Origin of the sequence: Pseudomonas sp. HMSC065H01, from assembly GCF_001815235.1 — a bacterium.
GTDB lineage: Bacteria > Pseudomonadota > Gammaproteobacteria > Pseudomonadales > Pseudomonadaceae > Pseudomonas > Pseudomonas aeruginosa.
Genome location: NZ_KV819906.1, coordinates 277,350 through 295,853, shown reverse-complemented (window position 1 = coordinate 295,853; position 18,504 = coordinate 277,350). Strand labels below are relative to the sequence as shown.

25 protein-coding genes and 1 other RNA gene are annotated in these 18,504 nt (G+C 62.6%); 3 read left to right on the top strand and 23 right to left on the bottom strand.

The window, feature by feature from the left end; all coding sequences use genetic code 11:
• The first annotated feature begins 75 nt into the window (after window positions 1-75).
• Window positions 76-909 carry a metal-dependent hydrolase gene (locus HMPREF3014_RS21690; protein WP_003109433.1) on the top strand — a complete coding sequence of 278 codons (834 nt, stop codon included), beginning with the start codon at window positions 76-78 and terminating at the stop codon, window positions 907-909.
• A 135-nt stretch (window positions 910-1,044) separates the two neighbouring features.
• Here HMPREF3014_RS21690 and HMPREF3014_RS21685 read toward each other — a convergent pair whose 3' ends face one another.
• Together HMPREF3014_RS21685 and HMPREF3014_RS21680 are read right to left on the bottom strand one after the other, a co-directional pair.
• Window positions 1,045-1,986 carry an alpha/beta fold hydrolase gene (locus tag HMPREF3014_RS21685; protein ID WP_003085798.1) on the bottom strand — a complete coding sequence of 314 codons (942 nt, stop codon included), beginning with the start codon at window positions 1,984-1,986 and terminating at the stop codon, window positions 1,045-1,047.
• 108 nt (window positions 1,987-2,094) lie between these two features.
• Complete coding sequence (locus tag HMPREF3014_RS21680; RefSeq protein ID WP_003116489.1) at window positions 2,095-2,778, bottom strand: TetR/AcrR family transcriptional regulator; 684 nt, start codon at window positions 2,776-2,778, stop codon at window positions 2,095-2,097.
• Between the two features lie 87 nt (window positions 2,779-2,865).
• Between HMPREF3014_RS21680 and HMPREF3014_RS21675 the strand changes: the two genes are divergently transcribed.
• Both HMPREF3014_RS21675 and ssrA read left to right on the top strand, forming a co-directional pair.
• The gene (locus HMPREF3014_RS21675) at window positions 2,866-3,744 is read left to right on the top strand and encodes a hypothetical protein (RefSeq protein WP_023087748.1); all 879 of its coding nucleotides are present in this window, start codon (window positions 2,866-2,868) and stop codon (window positions 3,742-3,744) included.
• A 61-nt stretch (window positions 3,745-3,805) separates the two neighbouring features.
• Window positions 3,806-4,158, top strand: a transfer-messenger RNA (tmRNA) gene (ssrA, locus tag HMPREF3014_RS21670).
• A 101-nt stretch (window positions 4,159-4,259) separates the two neighbouring features.
• Here ssrA and HMPREF3014_RS21665 read toward each other — a convergent pair.
• The 21 genes from HMPREF3014_RS21665 to HMPREF3014_RS21570 all read right to left on the bottom strand — a co-directional run bounded on the left by HMPREF3014_RS21665 (window position 4,260) and on the right by HMPREF3014_RS21570 (window position 18,455).
• Window positions 4,260-4,505, bottom strand: a complete 246-nt coding sequence (locus HMPREF3014_RS21665; protein ID WP_031634603.1) for a hypothetical protein — start codon at window positions 4,503-4,505, stop codon at window positions 4,260-4,262.
• Window positions 4,502-4,813, bottom strand: a complete 312-nt coding sequence (locus HMPREF3014_RS21660) for a cupin domain-containing protein (RefSeq protein ID WP_023093256.1) — start codon at window positions 4,811-4,813, stop codon at window positions 4,502-4,504. Before HMPREF3014_RS21660 ends, HMPREF3014_RS21665 begins: the two co-directional genes overlap by 4 nt.
• Entirely contained in the window at window positions 4,813-5,796 is a 984-nt protein-coding gene (locus tag HMPREF3014_RS21655; RefSeq protein WP_031634605.1) for a pyocin knob domain-containing protein, read from the bottom strand. The genes HMPREF3014_RS21660 and HMPREF3014_RS21655 overlap by 1 nt, the downstream gene beginning before the upstream one ends.
• Window positions 5,789-6,070, bottom strand: coding sequence for a hypothetical protein (locus tag HMPREF3014_RS21650; protein WP_023092536.1), 282 nt, complete (start codon window positions 6,068-6,070; stop codon window positions 5,789-5,791). The genes HMPREF3014_RS21655 and HMPREF3014_RS21650 overlap by 8 nt, the downstream gene beginning before the upstream one ends.
• The gene (locus tag HMPREF3014_RS21645) at window positions 6,070-6,630 is read right to left on the bottom strand and encodes a hypothetical protein (RefSeq protein WP_031634607.1); all 561 of its coding nucleotides are present in this window, start codon (window positions 6,628-6,630) and stop codon (window positions 6,070-6,072) included. Before HMPREF3014_RS21645 ends, HMPREF3014_RS21650 begins: the two co-directional genes overlap by 1 nt.
• A gap of 4 nt (window positions 6,631-6,634) precedes the next feature.
• Window positions 6,635-6,826, bottom strand: coding sequence for a hypothetical protein (locus HMPREF3014_RS21640; RefSeq protein WP_003159486.1), 192 nt, complete (start codon window positions 6,824-6,826; stop codon window positions 6,635-6,637).
• Window positions 6,819-7,406: a hypothetical protein gene (locus tag HMPREF3014_RS21635; RefSeq protein ID WP_034017203.1), complete on the bottom strand. Its 588-nt coding sequence runs from the start codon at window positions 7,404-7,406 to the stop codon at window positions 6,819-6,821. Before HMPREF3014_RS21635 ends, HMPREF3014_RS21640 begins: the two co-directional genes overlap by 8 nt.
• A 29-nt stretch (window positions 7,407-7,435) precedes the next feature.
• Window positions 7,436-9,094: a hypothetical protein gene (locus tag HMPREF3014_RS21630; protein WP_034017204.1), complete on the bottom strand. Its 1,659-nt coding sequence runs from the start codon at window positions 9,092-9,094 to the stop codon at window positions 7,436-7,438.
• Entirely contained in the window at window positions 9,091-9,495 is a 405-nt protein-coding gene (locus HMPREF3014_RS21625; protein WP_004351256.1) for a hypothetical protein, read from the bottom strand. Before HMPREF3014_RS21625 ends, HMPREF3014_RS21630 begins: the two co-directional genes overlap by 4 nt.
• A gap of 10 nt (window positions 9,496-9,505) precedes the next feature.
• The gene (locus HMPREF3014_RS21620) at window positions 9,506-10,051 is read right to left on the bottom strand and encodes a hypothetical protein (RefSeq protein WP_034017205.1); all 546 of its coding nucleotides are present in this window, start codon (window positions 10,049-10,051) and stop codon (window positions 9,506-9,508) included.
• Complete coding sequence (locus HMPREF3014_RS21615) at window positions 10,051-10,461, bottom strand: hypothetical protein (protein ID WP_003129732.1); 411 nt, start codon at window positions 10,459-10,461, stop codon at window positions 10,051-10,053. Before HMPREF3014_RS21615 ends, HMPREF3014_RS21620 begins: the two co-directional genes overlap by 1 nt.
• A 2-nt stretch (window positions 10,462-10,463) precedes the next feature.
• Complete coding sequence (locus HMPREF3014_RS21610) at window positions 10,464-12,161, bottom strand: hypothetical protein (RefSeq protein WP_034017207.1); 1,698 nt, start codon at window positions 12,159-12,161, stop codon at window positions 10,464-10,466.
• Window positions 12,161-12,682, bottom strand: coding sequence for a hypothetical protein (locus HMPREF3014_RS21605; RefSeq protein WP_031642692.1), 522 nt, complete (start codon window positions 12,680-12,682; stop codon window positions 12,161-12,163). Before HMPREF3014_RS21605 ends, HMPREF3014_RS21610 begins: the two co-directional genes overlap by 1 nt.
• 39 nt (window positions 12,683-12,721) lie before the next feature.
• Complete coding sequence (locus HMPREF3014_RS21600) at window positions 12,722-15,205, bottom strand: tape measure protein (RefSeq protein WP_034017209.1); 2,484 nt, start codon at window positions 15,203-15,205, stop codon at window positions 12,722-12,724.
• 102 nt (window positions 15,206-15,307) lie between these two features.
• Window positions 15,308-15,610, bottom strand: a complete 303-nt coding sequence (locus tag HMPREF3014_RS21595; protein WP_024082449.1) for a phage tail assembly protein — start codon at window positions 15,608-15,610, stop codon at window positions 15,308-15,310.
• 59 nt (window positions 15,611-15,669) lie between these two features.
• A complete protein-coding gene (locus tag HMPREF3014_RS33805) occupies window positions 15,670-16,311 on the bottom strand; it encodes a pilus assembly FimT family protein (protein ID WP_079382037.1) in 642 nt (213 codons plus the stop codon).
• An 81-nt stretch (window positions 16,312-16,392) separates the two neighbouring features.
• A complete protein-coding gene (locus HMPREF3014_RS21590; protein ID WP_034017211.1) occupies window positions 16,393-17,145 on the bottom strand; it encodes a phage tail tube protein in 753 nt (250 codons plus the stop codon).
• A gap of 1 nt (window position 17,146) precedes the next feature.
• The gene (locus tag HMPREF3014_RS21585) at window positions 17,147-17,341 is read right to left on the bottom strand and encodes a DUF7210 family protein (protein ID WP_004351266.1); all 195 of its coding nucleotides are present in this window, start codon (window positions 17,339-17,341) and stop codon (window positions 17,147-17,149) included.
• A 3-nt stretch (window positions 17,342-17,344) separates the two neighbouring features.
• Complete coding sequence (locus tag HMPREF3014_RS21580; RefSeq protein ID WP_033943140.1) at window positions 17,345-17,815, bottom strand: hypothetical protein; 471 nt, start codon at window positions 17,813-17,815, stop codon at window positions 17,345-17,347.
• Window positions 17,812-18,141: a hypothetical protein gene (locus HMPREF3014_RS21575; RefSeq protein ID WP_003159073.1), complete on the bottom strand. Its 330-nt coding sequence runs from the start codon at window positions 18,139-18,141 to the stop codon at window positions 17,812-17,814. The genes HMPREF3014_RS21580 and HMPREF3014_RS21575 overlap by 4 nt, the downstream gene beginning before the upstream one ends.
• Complete coding sequence (locus HMPREF3014_RS21570) at window positions 18,138-18,455, bottom strand: DUF2190 family protein (RefSeq protein WP_003129701.1); 318 nt, start codon at window positions 18,453-18,455, stop codon at window positions 18,138-18,140. Before HMPREF3014_RS21570 ends, HMPREF3014_RS21575 begins: the two co-directional genes overlap by 4 nt.
• Between the last annotated feature and the right edge of the window lie 49 nt (window positions 18,456-18,504).

The following is an 18,504-nucleotide window of genomic DNA, read 5'->3' as shown; positions in this document are numbered from 1 at the left end:
GAAGATAACCTTGTGAGGCTATCCCCCGCAAGCGATAGTCGATCCCATGGTCCTTCACCATCACAGGGAGCCGCTATGGCCAGCACCACCCCCGAAGGTCTGGAGATCCGCCCGCGTCATCTGGACTTCGACCTGCCCGATCCGATGCCGCGCCATTGGCACAGCGGCGACGCTTTCAAGACCCACATGTTCAACGCCATGTCGGTGCTGTTCCCCGATGGCGAGCGCTTCTTTATCGACTCCGTGCGCCACTACCGCGAACGGGTCGAGGACCCGGCGCTGAAGCAACAGATCCGTGGCTTCATCGGCCAGGAAGGCCACCACAGCCGCGAGCACCTGGTCTACAGCGACCGCCTGCGCGCCCTCGGCTACGACATCGACCGCCTGGAAGGCGGCGCCAAACGGCGCATCCGCTTCGCCCAGCAGAAACTGCACCCGTCGCGGCAACTGGCGGCCACCGCGGCCCTGGAGCACCTCACCGCGATCATGGCCGACGGCCTGCTGAGCAACCCCAGGTGGCTGGAAGGCGCCGACCCGACCATGGCCCGCCTGTGGCGCTGGCACGCACTGGAGGAAACCGAGCACAAGGCGGTGGCCTACGACGTGTTCATGCTGGTCAACGGCAAGGCCAGGCTGCGCCGCCGGGCGATGGTCCAGGGCACCTTCTTCTTCGCCCTCGACACCACCAAGGGCCTGGTCCACATGCTCAAGCGCGACGGCCTGCTGTGGAACTTCAAGGTCTGGCGCGACGGCATCAAGTGGCTGTGGGGCAAGGACGGCGTGTTCCGCTCGCTGGTGGGCGTGTACCTGGACTTCTACAAGAAGGACTTCCACCCCTGGCAGCACAATAACCTGCACCTCATCGAGCAGTACCGCGACCAATTCGAACCGGAACCGAAGGCCGCCTGACCCTCCTCGCCGCCCCTCCGCGCCGCGAGAGGGGCATGCATCGCTTCCCTGCCCTGCCTGGTATTTCGGCCTTTCGTCCACGCATTAAAAATGCCCGCGACTGACCAGCGCGGGCTTCTTCATGAAGGCCTGGGATCAGGCCATCAGGAAGCGCAGTGCATCCGCCGCGGTCTGCTCGGGAATCTCCTCCATGGGGATATGCCCGACGCCCGGATAGGTCTTCACCTGGATCCCCGGCAGGTCGCGTTGCCACAGCGGTACATGCTTCGGCGAGATCCAGCGGTCGCGTTCGCCCCACATCAGCAGGGTCGGCGCGACGATCCGGGCGATGCGTTCGCCGGAGGTGCCGAGCTCCTCGCGGTTGACCTTCAGCAACACGCGGAAGATCTCCATCATGCCCTTGCGGTTGCCCGGGCGGCGGCTCAGGTCGTAGTAGCGGTCGACCACCCCCGGCTTGATCCGCCCCGGCTCGCCATAGACTTCCTTGATGCCCTGGGCGATCAGCGCTCGCGGCATCCACAGCGGCATCGCCAGGGTCGAGCCGGGCAGCGCCGCCGAGGCGATCATCCACGGCACCTTGCGCATCTGGTAACCGGCCGGGTCGATCAGCACCAGCCGCTCCACCCGCTGCGGCTGCGCCAGGGCGAAGTTCCAGGCGATATAGCCGCCCAGGGAGTTGCCGGCGATCGAGGCCTTGTCGATCTTCAGGAAATCGAGCAACTGGCCGAGGATCGCCACCATGCGCTCGCCAGAGTAACGGCTGTCACGCCCCGGCCCGGTCAGGCCGAAGCCCGGTACGTCGAAGCGCACGATGCGGAAGTACGGCGACATCGCCTTCACCCAGTCGTCCCAGGTGTGCAGCGAGGCCACTACGCCGTGGATCATCACCAGTACCGGCTTGTCGCGGCTGCCTTCGTCGCGGTAGTGCAGCGGGAAACCGTCCAGCTCGATGAAGCGCGAGCCGCTGGACGGTGCGGCGTAGCGTTCGCGCAACGACTCCAGCGAGAGAGAGCCGAAGCCCAGGCGGGCGAATCCGACCGCCAGCGGCGGTTGCAGCAGATAGGGTGTCGCGGACATGGACGCACGTCTCCCGTCTTGTTGTTATGACAGGGCATCAGAGCATGGCCACGACGGACTGCGAGCCCAACCTAGGTTCTGTAGGCGCGAGCGGCGACTGCCCGGCTGTTACCCTTGCAGTCTCGTCGGAGCCTGGGTGCGGGGACAGAGCGTACCCACCAGCAGGTCGCCGAGCACCCGCTTGACCCGCGGCAGCTCCAGCGGGTCGCTGGCATTGAGCAGCTCCAGCGAAGCCGCCTCCATCGCCCAGATCAGCACCCGGTAGGTCAGCGCATCGTGGGCCGCGCCCTGGGCGCCCAGGCGCTCGGCCCACAGCTCGATAATCTTCAGGTGCGCGCGCTGCCGGTGCGCCGCCAGCGGCGAGCCGGCATGCAGGGCCTCCTCCTGCATCATGCGAATGATCGGACCGACCGCCAGGTGGTAGTCGAAGAACAGCGAGACCATCGCCCGCAACCAGTCCTCGTCGCTGCCGGCCTCGCTGCGCAGCCCGCCGAAGCGCGCCAGCAGCAATTGCACGGCGCTGTGGTAGATGCTTTCCAGCACCTCCAGCTTGCCGGCGAAATACTTGTAGAAAGTCCGCCGCGAGACCCGCGCCGCCTCCAGCAGGTCGTTGACCGTGGTCTCGGCGACTCCCTTGCGGGTGAACACCGGGATCGCCGCGAGCTGGATGTTGGTCCGTTGCAGATGCCCCACCAGCGGCCCCTCGCCCTGCGCCGCCTGGCGCGCCAGCGCGCCGTAGCCGCCGAGATCCTCGAATACCGCCTGCAAGCCGTCCCACTGCGCCGTTGCCATCCCGTCCGCCCCAATCGAAGCGCGGGGTGACGGCGGCCCCGGCCATCGCTAACCTAGGCCGATCCACGCGCCCCGCAAGGAAAGTCCGTGCCGACCCTATCACGCCGCCTGCTCTGGCCGCTGGCCATCCTTTTACTGGTTCTCGGCCGCCCGCTCGCGGCCGCCGACCTCTACTACCTCGGCCAGCGCATCCCGGACATCCAGAAGCCCTGGGACAGCCACGACTACCAGGTGCTGATCGACGCCCTGAAGAAGATCGAGGAAACCCAGAAGAACGCCCTGCCGCGACGCAGCGGCGAATTCACCGGGCCGCTCTACCTGCGCATGGTCAGCGAGGAAAACTTCCGCCCGCAGCTGAACATCTACAGCCCCTTGGAGATCCGCCAGAACGAGGCCCGCGAAGTACTGTTCAAGCTCAAGGAGCTAATGCGCCTGTACTTCGACTTCCGCGCCGCCAAACAGCCCTACGGCGCCGAGGCGCTGGGCCTGATGAGCTACTCGCTGCGCGAGCAGTCGATCCTGTTCACCCTCACCGTCGAATTCTGGATGACCCTGTCCCAGGCCGAACAGCGCAACCCCGCGCGCCTGCAGGGCATGCAGGAAACCAAGGCGGCCGCGGCGATGCTCACCGGCAGCGCCCTCGACTACCTCGGCCTCACCGCCCAGTTCGAGCGCCAGGACCTGGTGCTCTACTCCGCCGAACTGGCCAAGGAAATGCCCGAGCTGTTCATCCACCTGCCCTCCCCGGTGCGCGCCCAGTTGCTGGAACGCATCGCCGGTTTCGCCAAGGACCACCCTTACCCCAAGGTCCGCGACAACATGCGCGACCTGCAACCGGTGTTGCAGGCGATCCAGGCCGACGTGGAAAAACAGCTGGCGCCCGGGCGGAACGCCAAGGCACCGGACAAACCCCTGGACCTGAGCCCGCCTCCGGAGGGGAAACCCAGCGGCGTCAAAGGTTTATGAGCGGCGGATTGGACTCTCGCAGCCCTTTGCCGTAGACTGGTCGTCGACCTGTCAAGGTTTTGGGGCCGATTAGGATTCGACGCCGGTAACAAAACTTGAGGGGCATGCCGAGCTGGTAGCAGAACTCGTAAATTCGCTGCTGCAAACTTATAGTTGCCAACGACGACAACTACGCTCTAGCTGCTTAATGCGGCTAGCAGTCGCTAGGGGATGCCTGTAAACCCGAAACGACTGTCAGATAGAACAGGATCGCCGCCAAGTTCGCTGTAGACGTAACGGCTAAAACTCATACAGCTCGCTCCAAGCACCCTGCCACTCGGGCGGCGCGGAGTTAACTCAGTAGAGCTGGCTAAGCATGTAGAACCGATAGCGGAGAGCTGGCGGACGGGGGTTCAAATCCCCCCGGCTCCACCAAACAACCCTTACAAATCAGGCACTTAGCGATTATCGCAAGTGCCTTTTTTGTGCCTGAATGGGCTGTTTTGGCTCGGTAATGCCAGCTTTATGACAACCTGTCATTCGCCTCTGTTCGCCTCCGGCAACGGGAAGCGGGCCTTGATCTCCTCGACCTTGGCGACCCAAGCGCGGTAGTCCGGCTCGGTGCCGGCCTTGATAGCGTCGAACTCGGCCTCGGTCTTGAGCGGGTCACTCTCCAGGCGGTAGGCATTCGCCCGCGCCGCGGTTGCGGCATCGTACTCAGCCTGCCGGCGTTCTTCAGCCTGCTGTTCGGGGGTTACCAGTTGACTCCAGTCGATGCTCATTTCGGCAGCTCCACGGGTCCGTCAACTTCCACCAGGATAGGATCGACCTCGGCGCAGTACGCAGTCGAGATATCCGCAGTCACCTGATGGATGTAACGCACGAAAAGGAAGTCACCTCGGACTTCCACCTCCTGTAGAGGGGTTACGCTTATGTACGCATCGGGAGGCAGGTACCCACCCGCTGCGAGCGGGGTGAAATCGTACTCTTCGCCGTCGATGGTCAACCGCAGGCCGGACACAGAAACCGAACTCACCCGCTCCTGGCCGGGCAGCCCGACTTGCAGGTCAGGCTTCAGCATGAATTTCATCAGCGCCACCTCCCCGAAGCAATCACAGAGCATTCGATGAAGTTCCCCGAAGCCCAGCTACCCGACACGTAGGTCGGGCGCATGACTCGGACGTTGCACGAGCTGACCGTAATAGCAGCGACGAGAACCGGCCCGAGTTGCTGGAACTGCAACGGGTTGATATCCGCCTGCTGGCCCTGGATCAAGGTAGCGGTAACATTCGGCGGCGAGAAAAAAGACATGGGGAACGTGTACTGACGGGTCAGGATGTCAACCGCGCTGAAGTCTAGACGAAGCCTCGCGTAGACGATTTGAGTACCGTCGGCAAAACGCAGGCTGGTGCCAACGTTGGTAGCCGTGGTCCCGTTCTGTTGCATAATCGCGCCGTTCGGAGCATTCACCCCATCGACAGATACCGTACCTACGAGTTGGTTATCCGAAAGCATCCGCACCCAGGGCTGCCACGTTCCAACCGCCTTGCGACGGAAGTACATGAAATCGAGAGTACGCGGGATAAGCATCTGCACGGCGGTGCTTACGTCGTATGGGTGGTGATAGAGCATCGACCCGATGGGGTTCAGAGCATCGATGCCTGGCGGCAAGTTCGAGTAAGGACCGACACCGATACCGTAGAACCCGCACTCGTCCGGTACCGTGTTCGGGTCCGAGACGGTCCGGCTGGACGACAGGCTCTTGGGAACGCCGCCGAGGTAGTTCAGGGCATTTGCCTGCGTAGATGCCGCGATCATAGCGCGCCCTACGCTTGTCAGCGGGGTTTGCGACCAGCTATTCGGCCCAGTCTGGAACGGGAGCTGGTCAGCGCCACCGAGCAGAAGGCTGAAGTTCTGCAGCCTGGCGTCGAACAGGCTCAAGCGCGCGCCGGCAGCGGTTGCTGCTCCTGTTCCGCCAAGCGCAACCGGCACCGTGTCGCCGTCCCCGAACTCTCGAAGCGAGCCATAGCCGTTGCCGTCGTTCTGCAACTTCGTCGGTCGTACATCAGCCATTGAAAAGCACCTGTAGGTTGAGAGTTGCGCCGCCGGCGGTATAGGCCGGCAGTTGGCCGTCAGGGTTCATCGTGAGCCGAAGCATGGAACCATCGGCGAGATACCCAGGAACAGCCGCGGGGATGCGGACGTTCATCGGGTATGCCACCACGACGCCCGCGCCGTTGGTCACGAACTGGTCGTATCCGGTGCTGCGCCGGACGAAGTAGATCGCGTTCGGCTCCAGCACCGCAGGCAACTGCGCGACGACCTTGTGGGTCTGGAGCACAGCCATTACCAGGCCGTCCCATTCCACTCAGCCGGGATCGGCTGGCCGTTGAAGCGCACCAGGCCCGACTCCTCACCAAACTTGTCCAGCGTCGACTTGTTCGCGTGCGTGTGCGCCTGGGAAACGGCAGTGTCGATCTGCGCCGGCGTCGACGTCGGGCGCCCGTTGATCGCGTCCCAGTTGAGCTCGACGTCCATCGACTCATACTCGGCAACCTTCAGCCAGGCGCTGGTCGCAGGGTTCCATGCGTACAGCGCAGCGCCCGATTCGACTGTCGGGTCCGCGCTCGCATCCTGAACCAGGACGAAGATTGCGCCCTCAGGCTCCAGTGCATCGCGTGCAGCGATATCGGCTACGAACAGGATCGGCGCGCCGGTGCCGGGCAGGCTGGCCAACGCCTCGTTGATCAGCGCATTGATCATCGCGCTGTTGCCGATCGAGCGCGCCACCCCCGCCGAGTTCGTCAAATACGATTCGGCGAAGTTGCTGTTCTCCACGAAGTAGAAGCTGTCCGGCTCCAGCGTACCCGGCAGGGTCGCCACTTTGAAAAATCGAATCTGGGCCATTTCATCACCAATCAGTCGCGCCCCATTGGGCACCGTCTACGCCATCCCTCCCGGGAGGCCCTTGGTCACCCGCAACAACCACAAGCACATCTGCCGGCGGCGTCACTGTGACCGCGTATTCCTGCATCTCGCTGAGCACAAGCGGCTCGCAATCCACCTCGATCGCCAGCGCCCAGGGCTCGGCGGTGTCATCCATCGCACCCTCCCCCACGGCTCACAGTGATCGGCCCGCTGTAGTAGCGATGGACCGTTCCATCCGAGTAGGTCACGTCCACGTCGTAGACCGCCGCCGACCATTCCAGCGCCGCGGTAGCCGATGCCGATATCTCGCGCGAGATCGTTCCGGCGCCGGCGAGTTCCAGACCAGAGCCGAGCGCCAGCGTCATCAGCACAGTCCCGCCTGGCTCGGCGCGGATCTGCATCCGCACCTCGGCGCCAGTGAGGTCAACCGGTGGCTGATAGATCAGTTGCCCACCCACAGGCGCCAGTCCAACGGCTGACAGCAGGTTGATCTCGATCGTGTCGTCGTCAATGGACGCTACCCGGTGAGGCAATTGCCGAAGCCGAGCGCGGTTCAGTTCGGACATGCCCTGGACGCCATCGATCCAGGCCAGCCACGTGCCAGGCAATCCGTGCCCAGGGATGGTCAGCCGGACGGGAGCGGTCGACGCGATCTGGGTGATCGGCCGGTAGACAAGGCTCGGTTGCATGATCCGCATCGTGTCGCGGAACGTCGCCCCTTTTTCAATGCGCAGGGGTACACAGGCCGGCGTCATGCGGCTTCTCCTTGAAGTAGTAGGAGGGGCTAAACCCAACTGGTCAGGTACTGGATGCACTCCGGGCCGCGAGAGAGCTCTCCGGTGATCGGGTTGCAACTGGCTCGCACCCAGCGGTCGGCTGGCTCCCAGAAAAATCCGCGCCGGTACTCATGCGCGGGCTTACTCTTGGTCAGGGTGTCGGTAACCGTTCCAGAGGTCACGCCGCCGAGGCGCACGGCCGGCCCCTGGCGAACGCTGACGGTTGTTGTGGTCTGCCCCTCGGGATAGTCGAACGGATCGCGGATGTGGCAGATGGCTGCGCTGTTGTTGCTCAACGCGGCGAGCCACACTTGGTGCTGGTCTTGGTTGGCCAGCATGTTCTCGTCATTCACCAGCCACTGATAGGTCGCAACGGTGTTGACGATATGCATGCCTGGGGGGAATGTCGTCGTCGGCGGGGTGACCACCGGCCCACCCGTATGGTCTGGGTCGGTATAGGTCGTGACGTCATCCGGCTCCCCCGTACACTTCACCGTCCGAGTGATCTGCAGTCCTGTCCCTGGGATGTAGATCGCCTCGAACTGCTCTGTCAGTACAGTGCTGTCGACAACTGATCCGGAGCCGCTCAACAGCGCAACCTCGCTGCTTCGCTCCGTCGCTGTTCTTGTCGTCACGCCGGGCTCGTTGCGGTACTCCTTAAGTGCATAGTGGCGTCGGTTGTAGCGCGCGGTATGGATGTTTCCCTGGGCGTCATACCAAGCGGTCAGCAACCCGGAGGTCTGGTTCCATTCCTCTCGATAGAGCGTGGTTTCGATGGGATCGCCCGGCTGACTGCTCTCGTCGGTCACCTGATGAACCGGATTACCGAGCGCGGCCTGGCGATTCTCGATCACGCCTATTGTGACCGTCTGACTGTGATCCGCCTCTGGATCTCGGATATCCGGGGCAATGGTCACCTCGACGAGACCATACAACCCCTGAGGGGCGCCAGACGGGGACGAACCGCTGACCACCGACGTTCCGGGCGGCGGGTCAATCTGCCGCATCCCTTCACCCTGTGTCACCACCACCCCCAGCAGCAACCGATTTCGGTAGACCCCCAGCAGCTTCAGGTAGTCCAGCTTGACGTTTTCACCAAAAAACCAGTAGTCGAAGTTGCTCCCGAGCAGATCTTTTACCGCACACTCCGGCTGTCCTGCGCCCTGCCCAACATCCTCAAGCGTTATCTTCTTCCGAAGGGCGTGAATCGTTCCGCCCTTTGTCCAAAAATCGAGGTAGTAGCTGCCCTGCTCCACATTGAGGTAGATATCCACATACAGCGGGCGGCGCGGCTCCTCGTCGCTAGACCACCAGAGGGGGAGCCCCCTGAATGGGGCGTCGCCTGTATAGGGCTGCCCCTCGGCCGAGGTCGTCGCGCCGCCGTAGTACAACTGATAGTCGTAATTGCCGCCACCCCGAAGGATAGTCCGCCCCCACCACTTCCCGCCCTGCTCCTCGACCTGCGGGTCGTCATGGTCCGGTAGGCCCATGTCGAACAGATGCGTGTGATTCATCGGCCAGGTGCCGTAGTACGCGATCGCTGGGCGCGTCGCCCCGTTCGGCAGGGTGACGTAGCCGGCCAGATCCTTGTTCGGCTGGCGGATCTTTCCGTGCCACGGCCAGCCCATGCGAACGACCTCTCCGTCCCAGGGCATAAGCTGGTTCATGCCTTGAACTCCATGCGGCCAATATTCTCACCGCCATCCTGCATCTCGAAGCTGGTGACACGCTTGAACACAACCACCACCAGGCCATCGGTGCTCACGATCTCCTCGTCGGCCACCGTGCGCTTCGACTTGTCGGTCTCGGCCAGCGGCCAGGACACACCGCCCCCGCCGATCTGCTTGCCGGCGGGGTTGTAGTCGGCCCTGCCGCGCGCAGCATCCAGGGCGCCGCGCGGGTCGATTTTCCGTAGCGACCGCGCCTGACGCTCCGGCTCGATCAGCCGGTTGAGTGCCGCGGTCAACCCCTGGTCGCCACGCCGCTCCGCTTCAACCCGTTGGCCGCCGGCGCGGCGGATCGCTTCATTCCTCGCGCCGAGGCTGCGGCGCTCATCTGAAAGAGCCATACGCTATCTCCTACGCGTTCAGCACATCGCTGAACACCAGCATCGACAGGGTGAGTTCGTCAGCATCGAAATAGATGCGCGCCCACACCTCGCCGTTGAGGTCATTTGCATTGATCACGAACCCATACGACTCCTGCGCCGCCCACTGCCTGGAGGTGCCCACGATCGACATACCTCCGGGCAATTCACCCGACGTAACCCTGATTTGCAGTTGTTGCCCGCTCGGAGCCCAGGTTCTGATGTTCAGGTCGAACTGTCGGGATGTGCTGGGATCGATTCCAATTGCGGCGGTGCCAAGCTCGGGAATTGCGAACAGACGGGCATCAACAAATGAGTGTTGAGGCCCGAGGAGGAACTGGCCGTCGGTATTGACATGCAGCACCTCGCTCGGAGCGCTGCCACCGCCACTACCCAGCCTCACCCAATCGGCACCGCTCGCGGTGCCCTTCGCCAGGTATAGCGCGCCGTTGTTCGTGTTCACGTAGTGAGCACCGATGCTTGGTGGCGGGTCGAGCGGCTCCCCGGCGCCGGACAGGACGTGCGTAACAGTTGCCATCAAATGTTCTCCATGATCAGGTTGTTGCCGGCGTCGTCGACCAGCGTTGCGCCGGTTTCGTCGACAAGGGTGCCGCCAGACGCCCCGGACTCCAGAGCCTGGATGCGCGCCTGGAGCGTCATGAGGTCGCCGGCCGTGACGGCTGCATAGATCGCCGTTCCCGCCGGCCAGTTGCCGTCGGAGGTTCCTTCCTGGGCGCGATCGATCGTCACCACCCCGCCGGCACGCGCGGTTGCTTTCACGATTTCATGCTGCGCGCCAGCGTCATCCGCCAGCGTCAACAGCACCCAGCTACCGCCGGAGAGAGGCAGCAGCGCGGCGGCGGCATCCGGCACCGTCAGGCTCAACGCGCCAGGCGACAGCCCTACGCTCAGCGTCGTCTTCCAGTTGTTGATCCAGGCTCTCGCCATCGCTACATCTCCAGTACGTCATCAGGTACAGCTACCCGGTAAGTGGCTGCGATCTCCGGCGCATGTTCGTCCCGGTAGGCCTCCGGAATATCGTTTGCAGTCAACGAGAAGCGCCGCGGGAACAGTTCGGCGCCGGGATCGCGATTGCTCCAGTTGCCCGAGAAACCATCCGCCTCATCGTCATACGCCGGACTTCCGTTGCGACCTCCGAGCTGCGTCGTAAGTTGGCCACCGCCCGACGGTGGGCTGGCGGGATCGGACGAGCCAGCCGGCGGAACAAGGGGATCTGCTGCGCCAGCGCCGCCTCGCATCACCGCGATAGAGATCGTGGTCAGGGCGCTTCCGGATGCGAGGTCGAGCCGGTCGACAATGCGCCGACACTTGCCCACCGCACGCGCGCCCTGATCATCGAGGCGGAGCGTATGCACCAGGTCGATCGGTAAAACCATGCTGGTAGGCACGTCCCACGTCACAGTCGTCCCACGGTGCGCTGCGATGAGCGTCGTTGCTCCCTGAGCGAGCAGGCAGTTCAGCGCAGCCAATCGCCGGCTGTCGTCCTTTTCATCGCTATGGCCTGTGTTGCCGCCCGTGATGGGGTCGTTTTCCCAGCGCTCGGCACTGTCCGACTCGATCTCGAACGATGCACGCTGCCGACCGACAATCGGGCCGGTCGCCGCCACGCTCGGCTGAACTTCCATGACCAGCCGGTAGCGCTCGGTTACGGACTGCACCCATCGCCGGCCAGCAATCCAATTTCCGCCGAGCAGCAATTCGGTGAAGTTGTTGACCCATGCCGCCGGCGGATTGCAGTAGACCCCAGTGGGTGGCAGCGGATACCAAGTTGCATAGAACAACGTCTGGCCGCTGCTTTCGGTCGCCGATGTGATCATCTCGACATCAGGTAACTCGGTGTCGTCGCCGCGCCAATTACAGAACCCCGCCTCGCCGACCGCGTTCCCCGTGCCGGGGTGCTGCCAACCATACGAGGCGTTCAACTGCCAGAGCCGGCTGAATCGGTAGTCGCACTCGATCTCGACCCTGTTCGTCTGCGAACTCAGGTCGGCCAGCTCGACTGCAAGCGTTCCGTACACCGTAGAGCCTGGGCCGAACTCGAAGGCAGGCGCCACAGCAAGCCATGATGTGACGCGGAGAGCACCATATGGCGAGCAGTCCAAGCTCCCGGTGACGCTGGTCAAACGCTCCTGGGCATAGTCCCACCGCGAGCGTCCATCGACCGGCTCGAACACATCGGCGGACCAGGCACCGCCGACCAGGGCGTCGACGGCCGCAATCTCCATGGCCTCTACACGCTGCTGCAACTGGTCCGTGCAACTGACGTCCAAGACGCGCCGAACAGGATTCCAGGCTGGCTGCGTAACCCTTCCCGTAAACCGCCGGCCCTGACTCAGCTCACCCGCAGTCTCCGTTGCGTAGTCGATGGTTACGGTTCGACCAATCCAGTCCGTAGGGACAACAGGGCCGTCGCCGAGATAGATCGAAAAGGACGCGACGCCAGCCGCCCCCTCTTCACGATCGACCTCGATCTCCCCGGTCAGGAGCGGCGTAACGTCGTCATCGCCAACGCGCACGATTGGGCGCCATGTGAAAGCGTAGCCAGGGATGATCGGCTCAGGACCAGGCACAGCGGAGTGAGCGGCCGAGTTCAGCGCAGCGCTATTGAGCGGTCCACCGTTGAGCATCAGATTTCCTCAGCGACAATTTGCCAGGTCCGGCTGTTGTTCGAAGCATCAAGCGCCTCAGGTGGGATCGACGCGAAGACGTGGAACAGCGGCCACCACTCGACGCGGTAGAGTTGCGCGCCAGGAATCTCCGACACAGTGACCACCTGGCCCGCGGACGACACGTCCGTTCTGACCCACTCACGACCGACCAGCGCCAGCCCCCACGGACCGGCGTCGGGGCGAACCTCTCCCGGGATGGTGAACACTCGGTCGGCGGCAGTACGGCCGGAAATGCCAAGCGACGCATTGCATCGCAGCTCCAACGGGTTGTCGAAGTCGAGTCCAAGCATCCCCGTGCCGATCCATCCTGAACCGCTGATGGTGATTGCCGTCTTGCGCCAGTGCGTCATCTGTACTGCCGCACCTCCGCTGAGCCTCAATCGCTCGACGCCGCCATCTACAGCCTGGTACTGACACTGCGGGGCGCCGCCGTGTATCACGATCGGCACGCCCCCAAGCATCACGTTCGGAATGATCATTCCCAGCTCCATAAAAAAGCCCGCGCTAGGCGGGCTCGGTCATTTTGGGCGTGTCCGCCCGAACTTCGAGGCGGCCTTGCGTATATCGCGGAGCGTGTCGTGTGTCCCGAAAACGGTGAAACCGGCATCGTCTCCGCCCAGGTTGAGGGTCAGCGAACCCAGGTTTTGCATGGCTGCCGGCGGATTCGCCTGCTGAAGCGCCGCGGTCGGAATCTCGGGTATCTCGGGGAGAGTTCGTTGATACCTCTGCGACATCTGCAGCGACTGCACCGCGTTGAAGATGCGCTCTCCTCCGCGCATCATCATCAACTCCGGCCCGCGCTCCCCAACCCACGCCATGCCAGGGGGAGCGCTCTGCGTACCAGTGGCAAACCCGGGTATCTTGGGGGTGATGCTGGGCACGCCAGGCAAGCCCATCTCCGGAGGCGGAACCAGCGTGATCGGTATCACGAGCTGCTCAGCCAATCCGGCGGCGATGTCGGCGACCTGCTGCTTCAAGGTCTCCGCGCTTTCGAAGTCCATTCCGAACGATACCTCGACGTTTTGCACAGCCTTGATGCGCTCCTCGAGGTCGGCCAGGTTCAGGCGGTTGACGTCATCCGCGGCCTTGGCGTTACCAGCCTCGACCTCCGCAGCCTTGTTGGCGATGCGCTCCACCTCCTTGGCCACGCCTTCGAAGCCGTAGCTGTTCGCGCCAGCGTCCTTCAGTTGCTGAAGGATCTGCAGCGCGCGGCGCGCCTCCTCGATCGCCTTTTGGTTGTTGCCAGCGTTCAGGGCGTTGCGAGCCGAGGCCTGGGCCGCAGTGGCATCACCGAAGGTCTGCGTTCCGGAGGTGGGCGTCGCCTGGATGCCCTTCACCAGATCGGCAAACTCCTTGCGGACATCTGCCTGGCGCGAAAGCGCGTCGTTGAGGTTCTTTGTGGACTGCTCAAGGAGGGCCTTGGTCCGAACAACCTCAGACTGGAGATCGGCGACGTTCTGTTCCCGAGCCCGCTTCAGGGCATCGTTCTGGCGCTTCACGATCTGCTCTTGTCGAGCCTTCTCGGCGGCGAGGGTGGCTGTGAGGCTGCCCTCCCCCTTTTTTACCAGCGTATTCGCCGTGTTGATTCCCTTCGCAACATCGTTCAACTGGTTCGCAACCCAGTCGACGACGCCTGTTTCCTTCGCGCGACGCCCCCAGTATTTCTGGGTTTCGGAAAAGATCCGGTTCAGCCCCGCACCAATCTCCGGGGCAAACGACGCCATCTCCTCGCGGAGCTTCGGCAGTTCCTTCCGCAACGCGATAACGATCTGCTCCGAGGTCAGTTCACCGGCGGCAGCCATCTCGCGAAGCCGGCCGACAGTCACTCCGAAGGAGTCCGCCAGGGCGCCAGCAATGCGATCCGAGGACTCCAGAACGGTATTGAACTCTTCGCCCCGCAGAACACCACTGCCGACGGCCTGGGAGAACTGGGTAATGACCGAGGCCGCCTCCTCGGCAGATGCCCCGCCGATTTTCAGTCCGAGCGACACCGCCTCTACGGTTTCAAGGGCGGCGCGCTGATCCATGTCCGCATCCCGAAGCGGGCGCTGCAACCGCGAATAAAGGCCGATGAGGTCGCCGACATCACCCTGGACATCATCGGCGATACGGTCGAGCTCGATCTGCGCGGTGTTGAACTCTTCCTGCGAGCGGGTTGCCAGGCCAAGCCTAGAATCAAGCCGGCCAACAGTGTCGGCCCCGTTCGCTAGCTTCGCCGTTGCAGCGCCTACTGCGGCGGCGAGACCTGCAACCGCCAGTGCCGGGCCGCTCCCGCGGAGAGAGCCGATGCTCGACAGCCGCGAGCCGGCCCCAAGCGAGTTGAGTTCGCTCTTGGTCTCCGCGATCTGCTTCTTGAGCGCCCGCTGCGCAACGGCAAGCTCCCTTGTGGATAGCGTTCCGCTGGACCGAAGCAAGCGATATTGCTGGTTCAACTGCCCGATGGCAGCCTGCAGTTCGCGCACCCTGGCTACTCCCAGGCTGCTGCGCGCTTGCTCCAAGTTGAAGCGGCGCTGTTCGATCGCGCTCTGCTTGATCGCTGCGGCCTGTTGCCGGAGGCTGGTGGTGGCCGCATCATTCCGGCCAGCCTGGAGGTTTCGATCCAACTCCCGCTGGAGCCGCTGCCGTTCGGATGTCAGGCTCCTCGTATCCAGCCCCGCCTGCTTCAACTCCCGCCGCATCGCGGAAAGCCGAGCTATCTGGACCGTCTCTGCCCGCTCCAGGCTGCGCAAGTCCGAAATGGAGTCCCGGTAAGCCTGCTGCAATTCGCGGCTTGGCCTGATCGTCGATGCCAGTTCGTTGCCGAGCGTGCGGATCTGCTCGCGCGCCGAGCGCGCCTGGCGTTGCGTGTCCTCAAGGGTGCTTTCGAGAGCAGTGAAATCGTTTAAACGCTTGAGAGGTTGCGCGACCTGTCTGACCAGTTCGGCGTATTCCTTGCGGAAACCTGACACCTCGCGCAGCGCATCATCGAGGTCAGCAGTCAGCCGGATCTTTACGTCAGCCATTTCATTCAGCCTTCAGCGCGGTCAAGAACAGCGACCAGGGATATTCAAGGACGTGGTGATGCCCAAGCCTCACCAGAACGCAAATGGCGCGCTCCAAACTCCTCAAGGCTTGTCGCGGAGTTTCGAGAGACGGCCCAGCATTCCGAAAAAATGCGGGTTCACCTCTTTACATGCATCCCGCAACTTGGCGAGTTGGCTAGGCCGGAGATCGTTAATTTGGCTCTCCGTAACCGACGTCATCAGGCACAGATCGGAAAGCCTGATATCTTCGAAGAGAGCATTACTGACGAGGTCTTGGTCACTGACCTCCTGCATTAGCTTTCGAACATCCGCAACGCTAAGTTCCCGCACGGTCAACTCAACGCCATCAATATCAACAACCCGACTTGCTGTGAATGTGGACATTTTCGACTCCATAAAAAAGAAAACCCCGCAAATAGCGGGGTCCGTAACTGGAAAAACTATCAGCAGCCAGAAGTGTCCCAAGACAGATCACTTGTAAAGTCAGCCCCTCCAGGCTTTCTGACAACATAGAAACCGGCGCCGTTGAAGATCAGCTCCCATTCCGGATCGGCAGAGCCATCCGAGCGGCCGAAGAATCCATCCTTATTTACATATGGAGGAGGCGAAGAACTGGTGTCACACTTACCCTCAGAACTAAGAGGCGGCTTAGGAGACTTCGGCGCCTTCTTAGCAATCTCAGGTATTGAACCATTGTAAGCAAACACAACACAGCCAGAATCTAGCCCATTGGACCCAATAGCTTTGTACTCTTTAGACGAGAGCTTACTTGCGACCTCCCAGTCATACTTAAATCCGTACTGAACAGAGCCCCCGCTTCCGCCTGTTATGATTTTTTCCGCTTTACGTGCATTGCTGATAGTTATTGTCCCATCAGCTACGCAGACCTGCGCACCGGTCTTATTTGTCATCGCCATCGCGCGCGCATAATCGAGACTCTTTTGCAAATCATTGCGCGCCGAGGCCGTGCTGTTGCCTTTTATGAGATTCACAAAAGACGGAATGGCGAAAGCGACCATGACACCCAAAAGGACGACAATGACCATCAGCTCGACAAGGGTAAATCCGCGCGACCTAGAGTACATTTCAACCCCTCCCTAAATGGCGCCACTGTAGCACCACGCGGGCTCGCCCACATCCGGCGTCCCTGCCGGGCATGAACGGCGTCACACCGTCGCCAGTTCCTTCTTGATGTTGAAGTACTTCGACTTTCCTGCGCCGACCTTGGTCGGGTCCATCAGCACCTTGGCAGTGGCCTCGGCAGCGAGGAAGTCTTCGGTATTGAGCCAGTCCTGTTGGCTCGACGGGTTCAGGCGGCACCGGAAATAGCGCGCCTGGATACGGCGCTGGGTACCGGCGGCGTTCTCGCCCTCGAAGAGGAACTCGAACGTCTTGCCGCTGTTGGTCAGCGCTTCGATCACATCAACGGTGGCGGACTTGTAAGTCACCTTGATCGGCGTGGCCGCAGAGATCGCACCCCCTTCAACGATTTCGATACCGGCGCCGGTCATGTTCCAGTCGTCGAACTCTTCGTAGGTCGTGGTGCCGTCATCACTCTTCACGCTGGTGATCTCCAGCGGCATGAAGTCGAGCGCGATCGTGCCTCCTGGAACGGCGGTGTGCGCTTCGTCGGTGTGGGTGGCAGAAGGAACATTGGTGGCGTCCCCCCACACCAAGGCAGCCAGGATGCTGGTCTTGAGCTCGCGGAAGTTGATCGACAAACCGACCGAAGTGATGCGCGAAACGGCATCGTACTCACCGCCCTGCGGGGTGGTGGTATCCGGCAAAGTGATCTCGTTGGTCTCGATGGTCTGCTGGATAGTGGACGCCAGGCCAGCGAACTGGAAGGGGGTGGTAGCGCCGGACTCGCGGATCTTGAAGGGTCCGCCGATCACATACGTCTCTTTCTCGATAGCCATATCAGGCCTCCTTCTTGATCACGCCTTCGCGGCGCAGGAATTCAACCTGGTCAGGGCTGACGTTGATCTTTTCGCCGGCCGCCTTCTCCTTGCCCTGGTGCCAATGCACCTTGACCAGGGTGACCTCGACGGCCTTGTTCAGCGCAGCCGGCGGCGCGGCGTCGACCGAGGCCGGCACCTGGGGATCGCTCTTCATGGGTTACGCCTCGATGATGGTTTTCAGATACACAGGGACTCGAATCACGGCAGCGGCCACTCCATCGCCCGGCGGGTACGGCTCAGGCGCCCCCAACGTCAGCCCGGTAATGCCGCGCTCTCGGGGCAGCCAGCGCAGGAACTGACCCTTGGGGGCAGGCATCAGACACGCCAGAAGGTCTAGCTGTAGGTCCTCCAGAGCCTCCTCATAGTGGTCATACCCACCTTGCACCGCGCCTACCACGTCGAAGCCGCGATGGAAGCGAACGGCGGCATCAAGATGCTCCGGCGGCTGCTCCTTGCCCGGCTGGACGACAATCAGCGGAAAGCCCTCATGCCGCTCCTTGACCAGCTCGTTAAACCACCCAGAGAGCACGCGAGTGCCCGCGTCCGTCCGGTATCCCTGGTTTGGCGTGATGGTTTGCAGGCGCGCCAGCAAGGCCAAGCGGCCGATCGTGAGCACGTTCGGCTTCATGCTTCCTCCTCAATCGTTGCTGCCGTCAGCAACCAACCGTCGTTCGCAATGAGCTTTTCGACGAGATAGCGCGACGACCCGATAACGAAGAGGTCACCACGTGATGCCGTGGGAACATCCTTCGCCAGCCAACTGATCCCAACCTTGTCCGTGATGAAAACCCCATCAGGTCCGTCGTAACTGAGGTTTCGATCGACCTGCAGAGGTATCCCCTTGATCGGGGGGCGACCGATGCCGCGGAACTCGCCCACGGCATCAGATAACCGCTCTTGCCCACGCTCGTGGAGCCGTTGGATCAGCCGGCCAAAACGGCCCGGCGCGCTCATTGTTGGATCAGCATCGCCGACGCGAAGCCGTCAACGGTGGGCTCGGTGATCTTGCCGAACGCCACCGAGTCGGCAGTGGCAGCAGCTACCAGCTCCCCATCGAGGACGCTGCACTTGGCACCCTGGGTCAGGCCAGCGGCAGCAGGCAGGCTCCAGACGCCGCCAGTTTTTCCGGCGAACGGCTCGCCCGCGGCGGCATCTACCAGCGGCACCACCACCAGGTCTCCGATCACCGCAGGTACGCCGGACTGAACGCCGCCAGCGGGCGCAATGAGAGTCAGGACGTTGCCGTCCTCCACATAGTTCTTCGCCATGGTTGATTCTCCTAATGGCAGAAACAGAAAGCCCCGCTAGGTGCGGGGC

What these genes read in the sequence shown, in the direction of transcription:
- HMPREF3014_RS21680 (WP_003116489.1), bottom strand. Translation starts at nt 2,778, where the DNA reads ATGGCAACGGCGCAGTGGGACGGCTTGCAGGCGGTATTCGAGGATCTC.
- HMPREF3014_RS33805 (WP_079382037.1), bottom strand. Translation starts at nt 16,311, where the DNA reads ATGTACTCTAGGTCGCGCGGATTTACCCTTGTCGAGCTGATGGTCATT.
- HMPREF3014_RS21665 (WP_031634603.1), bottom strand. Translation starts at nt 4,505, where the DNA reads ATGAGCATCGACTGGAGTCAACTGGTAACCCCCGAACAGCAGGCTGAA.
- HMPREF3014_RS21640 (WP_003159486.1), bottom strand. Translation starts at nt 6,826, where the DNA reads ATGGATGACACCGCCGAGCCCTGGGCGCTGGCGATCGAGGTGGATTGC.
- HMPREF3014_RS21595 (WP_024082449.1), bottom strand. Translation starts at nt 15,610, where the DNA reads ATGTCCACATTCACAGCAAGTCGGGTTGTTGATATTGATGGCGTTGAG.
- HMPREF3014_RS21590 (WP_034017211.1), bottom strand. Translation starts at nt 17,145, where the DNA reads ATGGCTATCGAGAAAGAGACGTATGTGATCGGCGGACCCTTCAAGATC.
- HMPREF3014_RS21585 (WP_004351266.1), bottom strand. Translation starts at nt 17,341, where the DNA reads ATGAAGAGCGATCCCCAGGTGCCGGCCTCGGTCGACGCCGCGCCGCCG.
- HMPREF3014_RS21575 (WP_003159073.1), bottom strand. Translation starts at nt 18,141, where the DNA reads ATGAGCGCGCCGGGCCGTTTTGGCCGGCTGATCCAACGGCTCCACGAG.
- HMPREF3014_RS21570 (WP_003129701.1), bottom strand. Translation starts at nt 18,455, where the DNA reads ATGGCGAAGAACTATGTGGAGGACGGCAACGTCCTGACTCTCATTGCG.
- HMPREF3014_RS21645 (WP_031634607.1), bottom strand. Translation starts at nt 6,630, where the DNA reads ATGGCCCAGATTCGATTTTTCAAAGTGGCGACCCTGCCGGGTACGCTG.
- HMPREF3014_RS21650 (WP_023092536.1), bottom strand. Translation starts at nt 6,070, where the DNA reads ATGGCTGTGCTCCAGACCCACAAGGTCGTCGCGCAGTTGCCTGCGGTG.
- HMPREF3014_RS21605 (WP_031642692.1), bottom strand. Translation starts at nt 12,682, where the DNA reads ATGATCATTCCGAACGTGATGCTTGGGGGCGTGCCGATCGTGATACAC.
- HMPREF3014_RS21625 (WP_004351256.1), bottom strand. Translation starts at nt 9,495, where the DNA reads ATGGCTCTTTCAGATGAGCGCCGCAGCCTCGGCGCGAGGAATGAAGCG.
- HMPREF3014_RS21630 (WP_034017204.1), bottom strand. Translation starts at nt 9,094, where the DNA reads ATGAACCAGCTTATGCCCTGGGACGGAGAGGTCGTTCGCATGGGCTGG.
- HMPREF3014_RS21610 (WP_034017207.1), bottom strand. Translation starts at nt 12,161, where the DNA reads ATGCTCAACGGTGGACCGCTCAATAGCGCTGCGCTGAACTCGGCCGCT.
- HMPREF3014_RS21600 (WP_034017209.1), bottom strand. Translation starts at nt 15,205, where the DNA reads ATGGCTGACGTAAAGATCCGGCTGACTGCTGACCTCGATGATGCGCTG.
- HMPREF3014_RS21655 (WP_031634605.1), bottom strand. Translation starts at nt 5,796, where the DNA reads ATGGCTGATGTACGACCGACGAAGTTGCAGAACGACGGCAACGGCTAT.
- HMPREF3014_RS21615 (WP_003129732.1), bottom strand. Translation starts at nt 10,461, where the DNA reads ATGGCGAGAGCCTGGATCAACAACTGGAAGACGACGCTGAGCGTAGGG.
- HMPREF3014_RS21660 (WP_023093256.1), bottom strand. Translation starts at nt 4,813, where the DNA reads ATGAAATTCATGCTGAAGCCTGACCTGCAAGTCGGGCTGCCCGGCCAG.
- HMPREF3014_RS21620 (WP_034017205.1), bottom strand. Translation starts at nt 10,051, where the DNA reads ATGGCAACTGTTACGCACGTCCTGTCCGGCGCCGGGGAGCCGCTCGAC.
- HMPREF3014_RS21690 (WP_003109433.1), top strand. Translation starts at nt 76, where the DNA reads ATGGCCAGCACCACCCCCGAAGGTCTGGAGATCCGCCCGCGTCATCTG.
- HMPREF3014_RS21685 (WP_003085798.1), bottom strand. Translation starts at nt 1,986, where the DNA reads ATGTCCGCGACACCCTATCTGCTGCAACCGCCGCTGGCGGTCGGATTC.
- HMPREF3014_RS21635 (WP_034017203.1), bottom strand. Translation starts at nt 7,406, where the DNA reads ATGACGCCGGCCTGTGTACCCCTGCGCATTGAAAAAGGGGCGACGTTC.
- HMPREF3014_RS21580 (WP_033943140.1), bottom strand. Translation starts at nt 17,815, where the DNA reads ATGAAGCCGAACGTGCTCACGATCGGCCGCTTGGCCTTGCTGGCGCGC.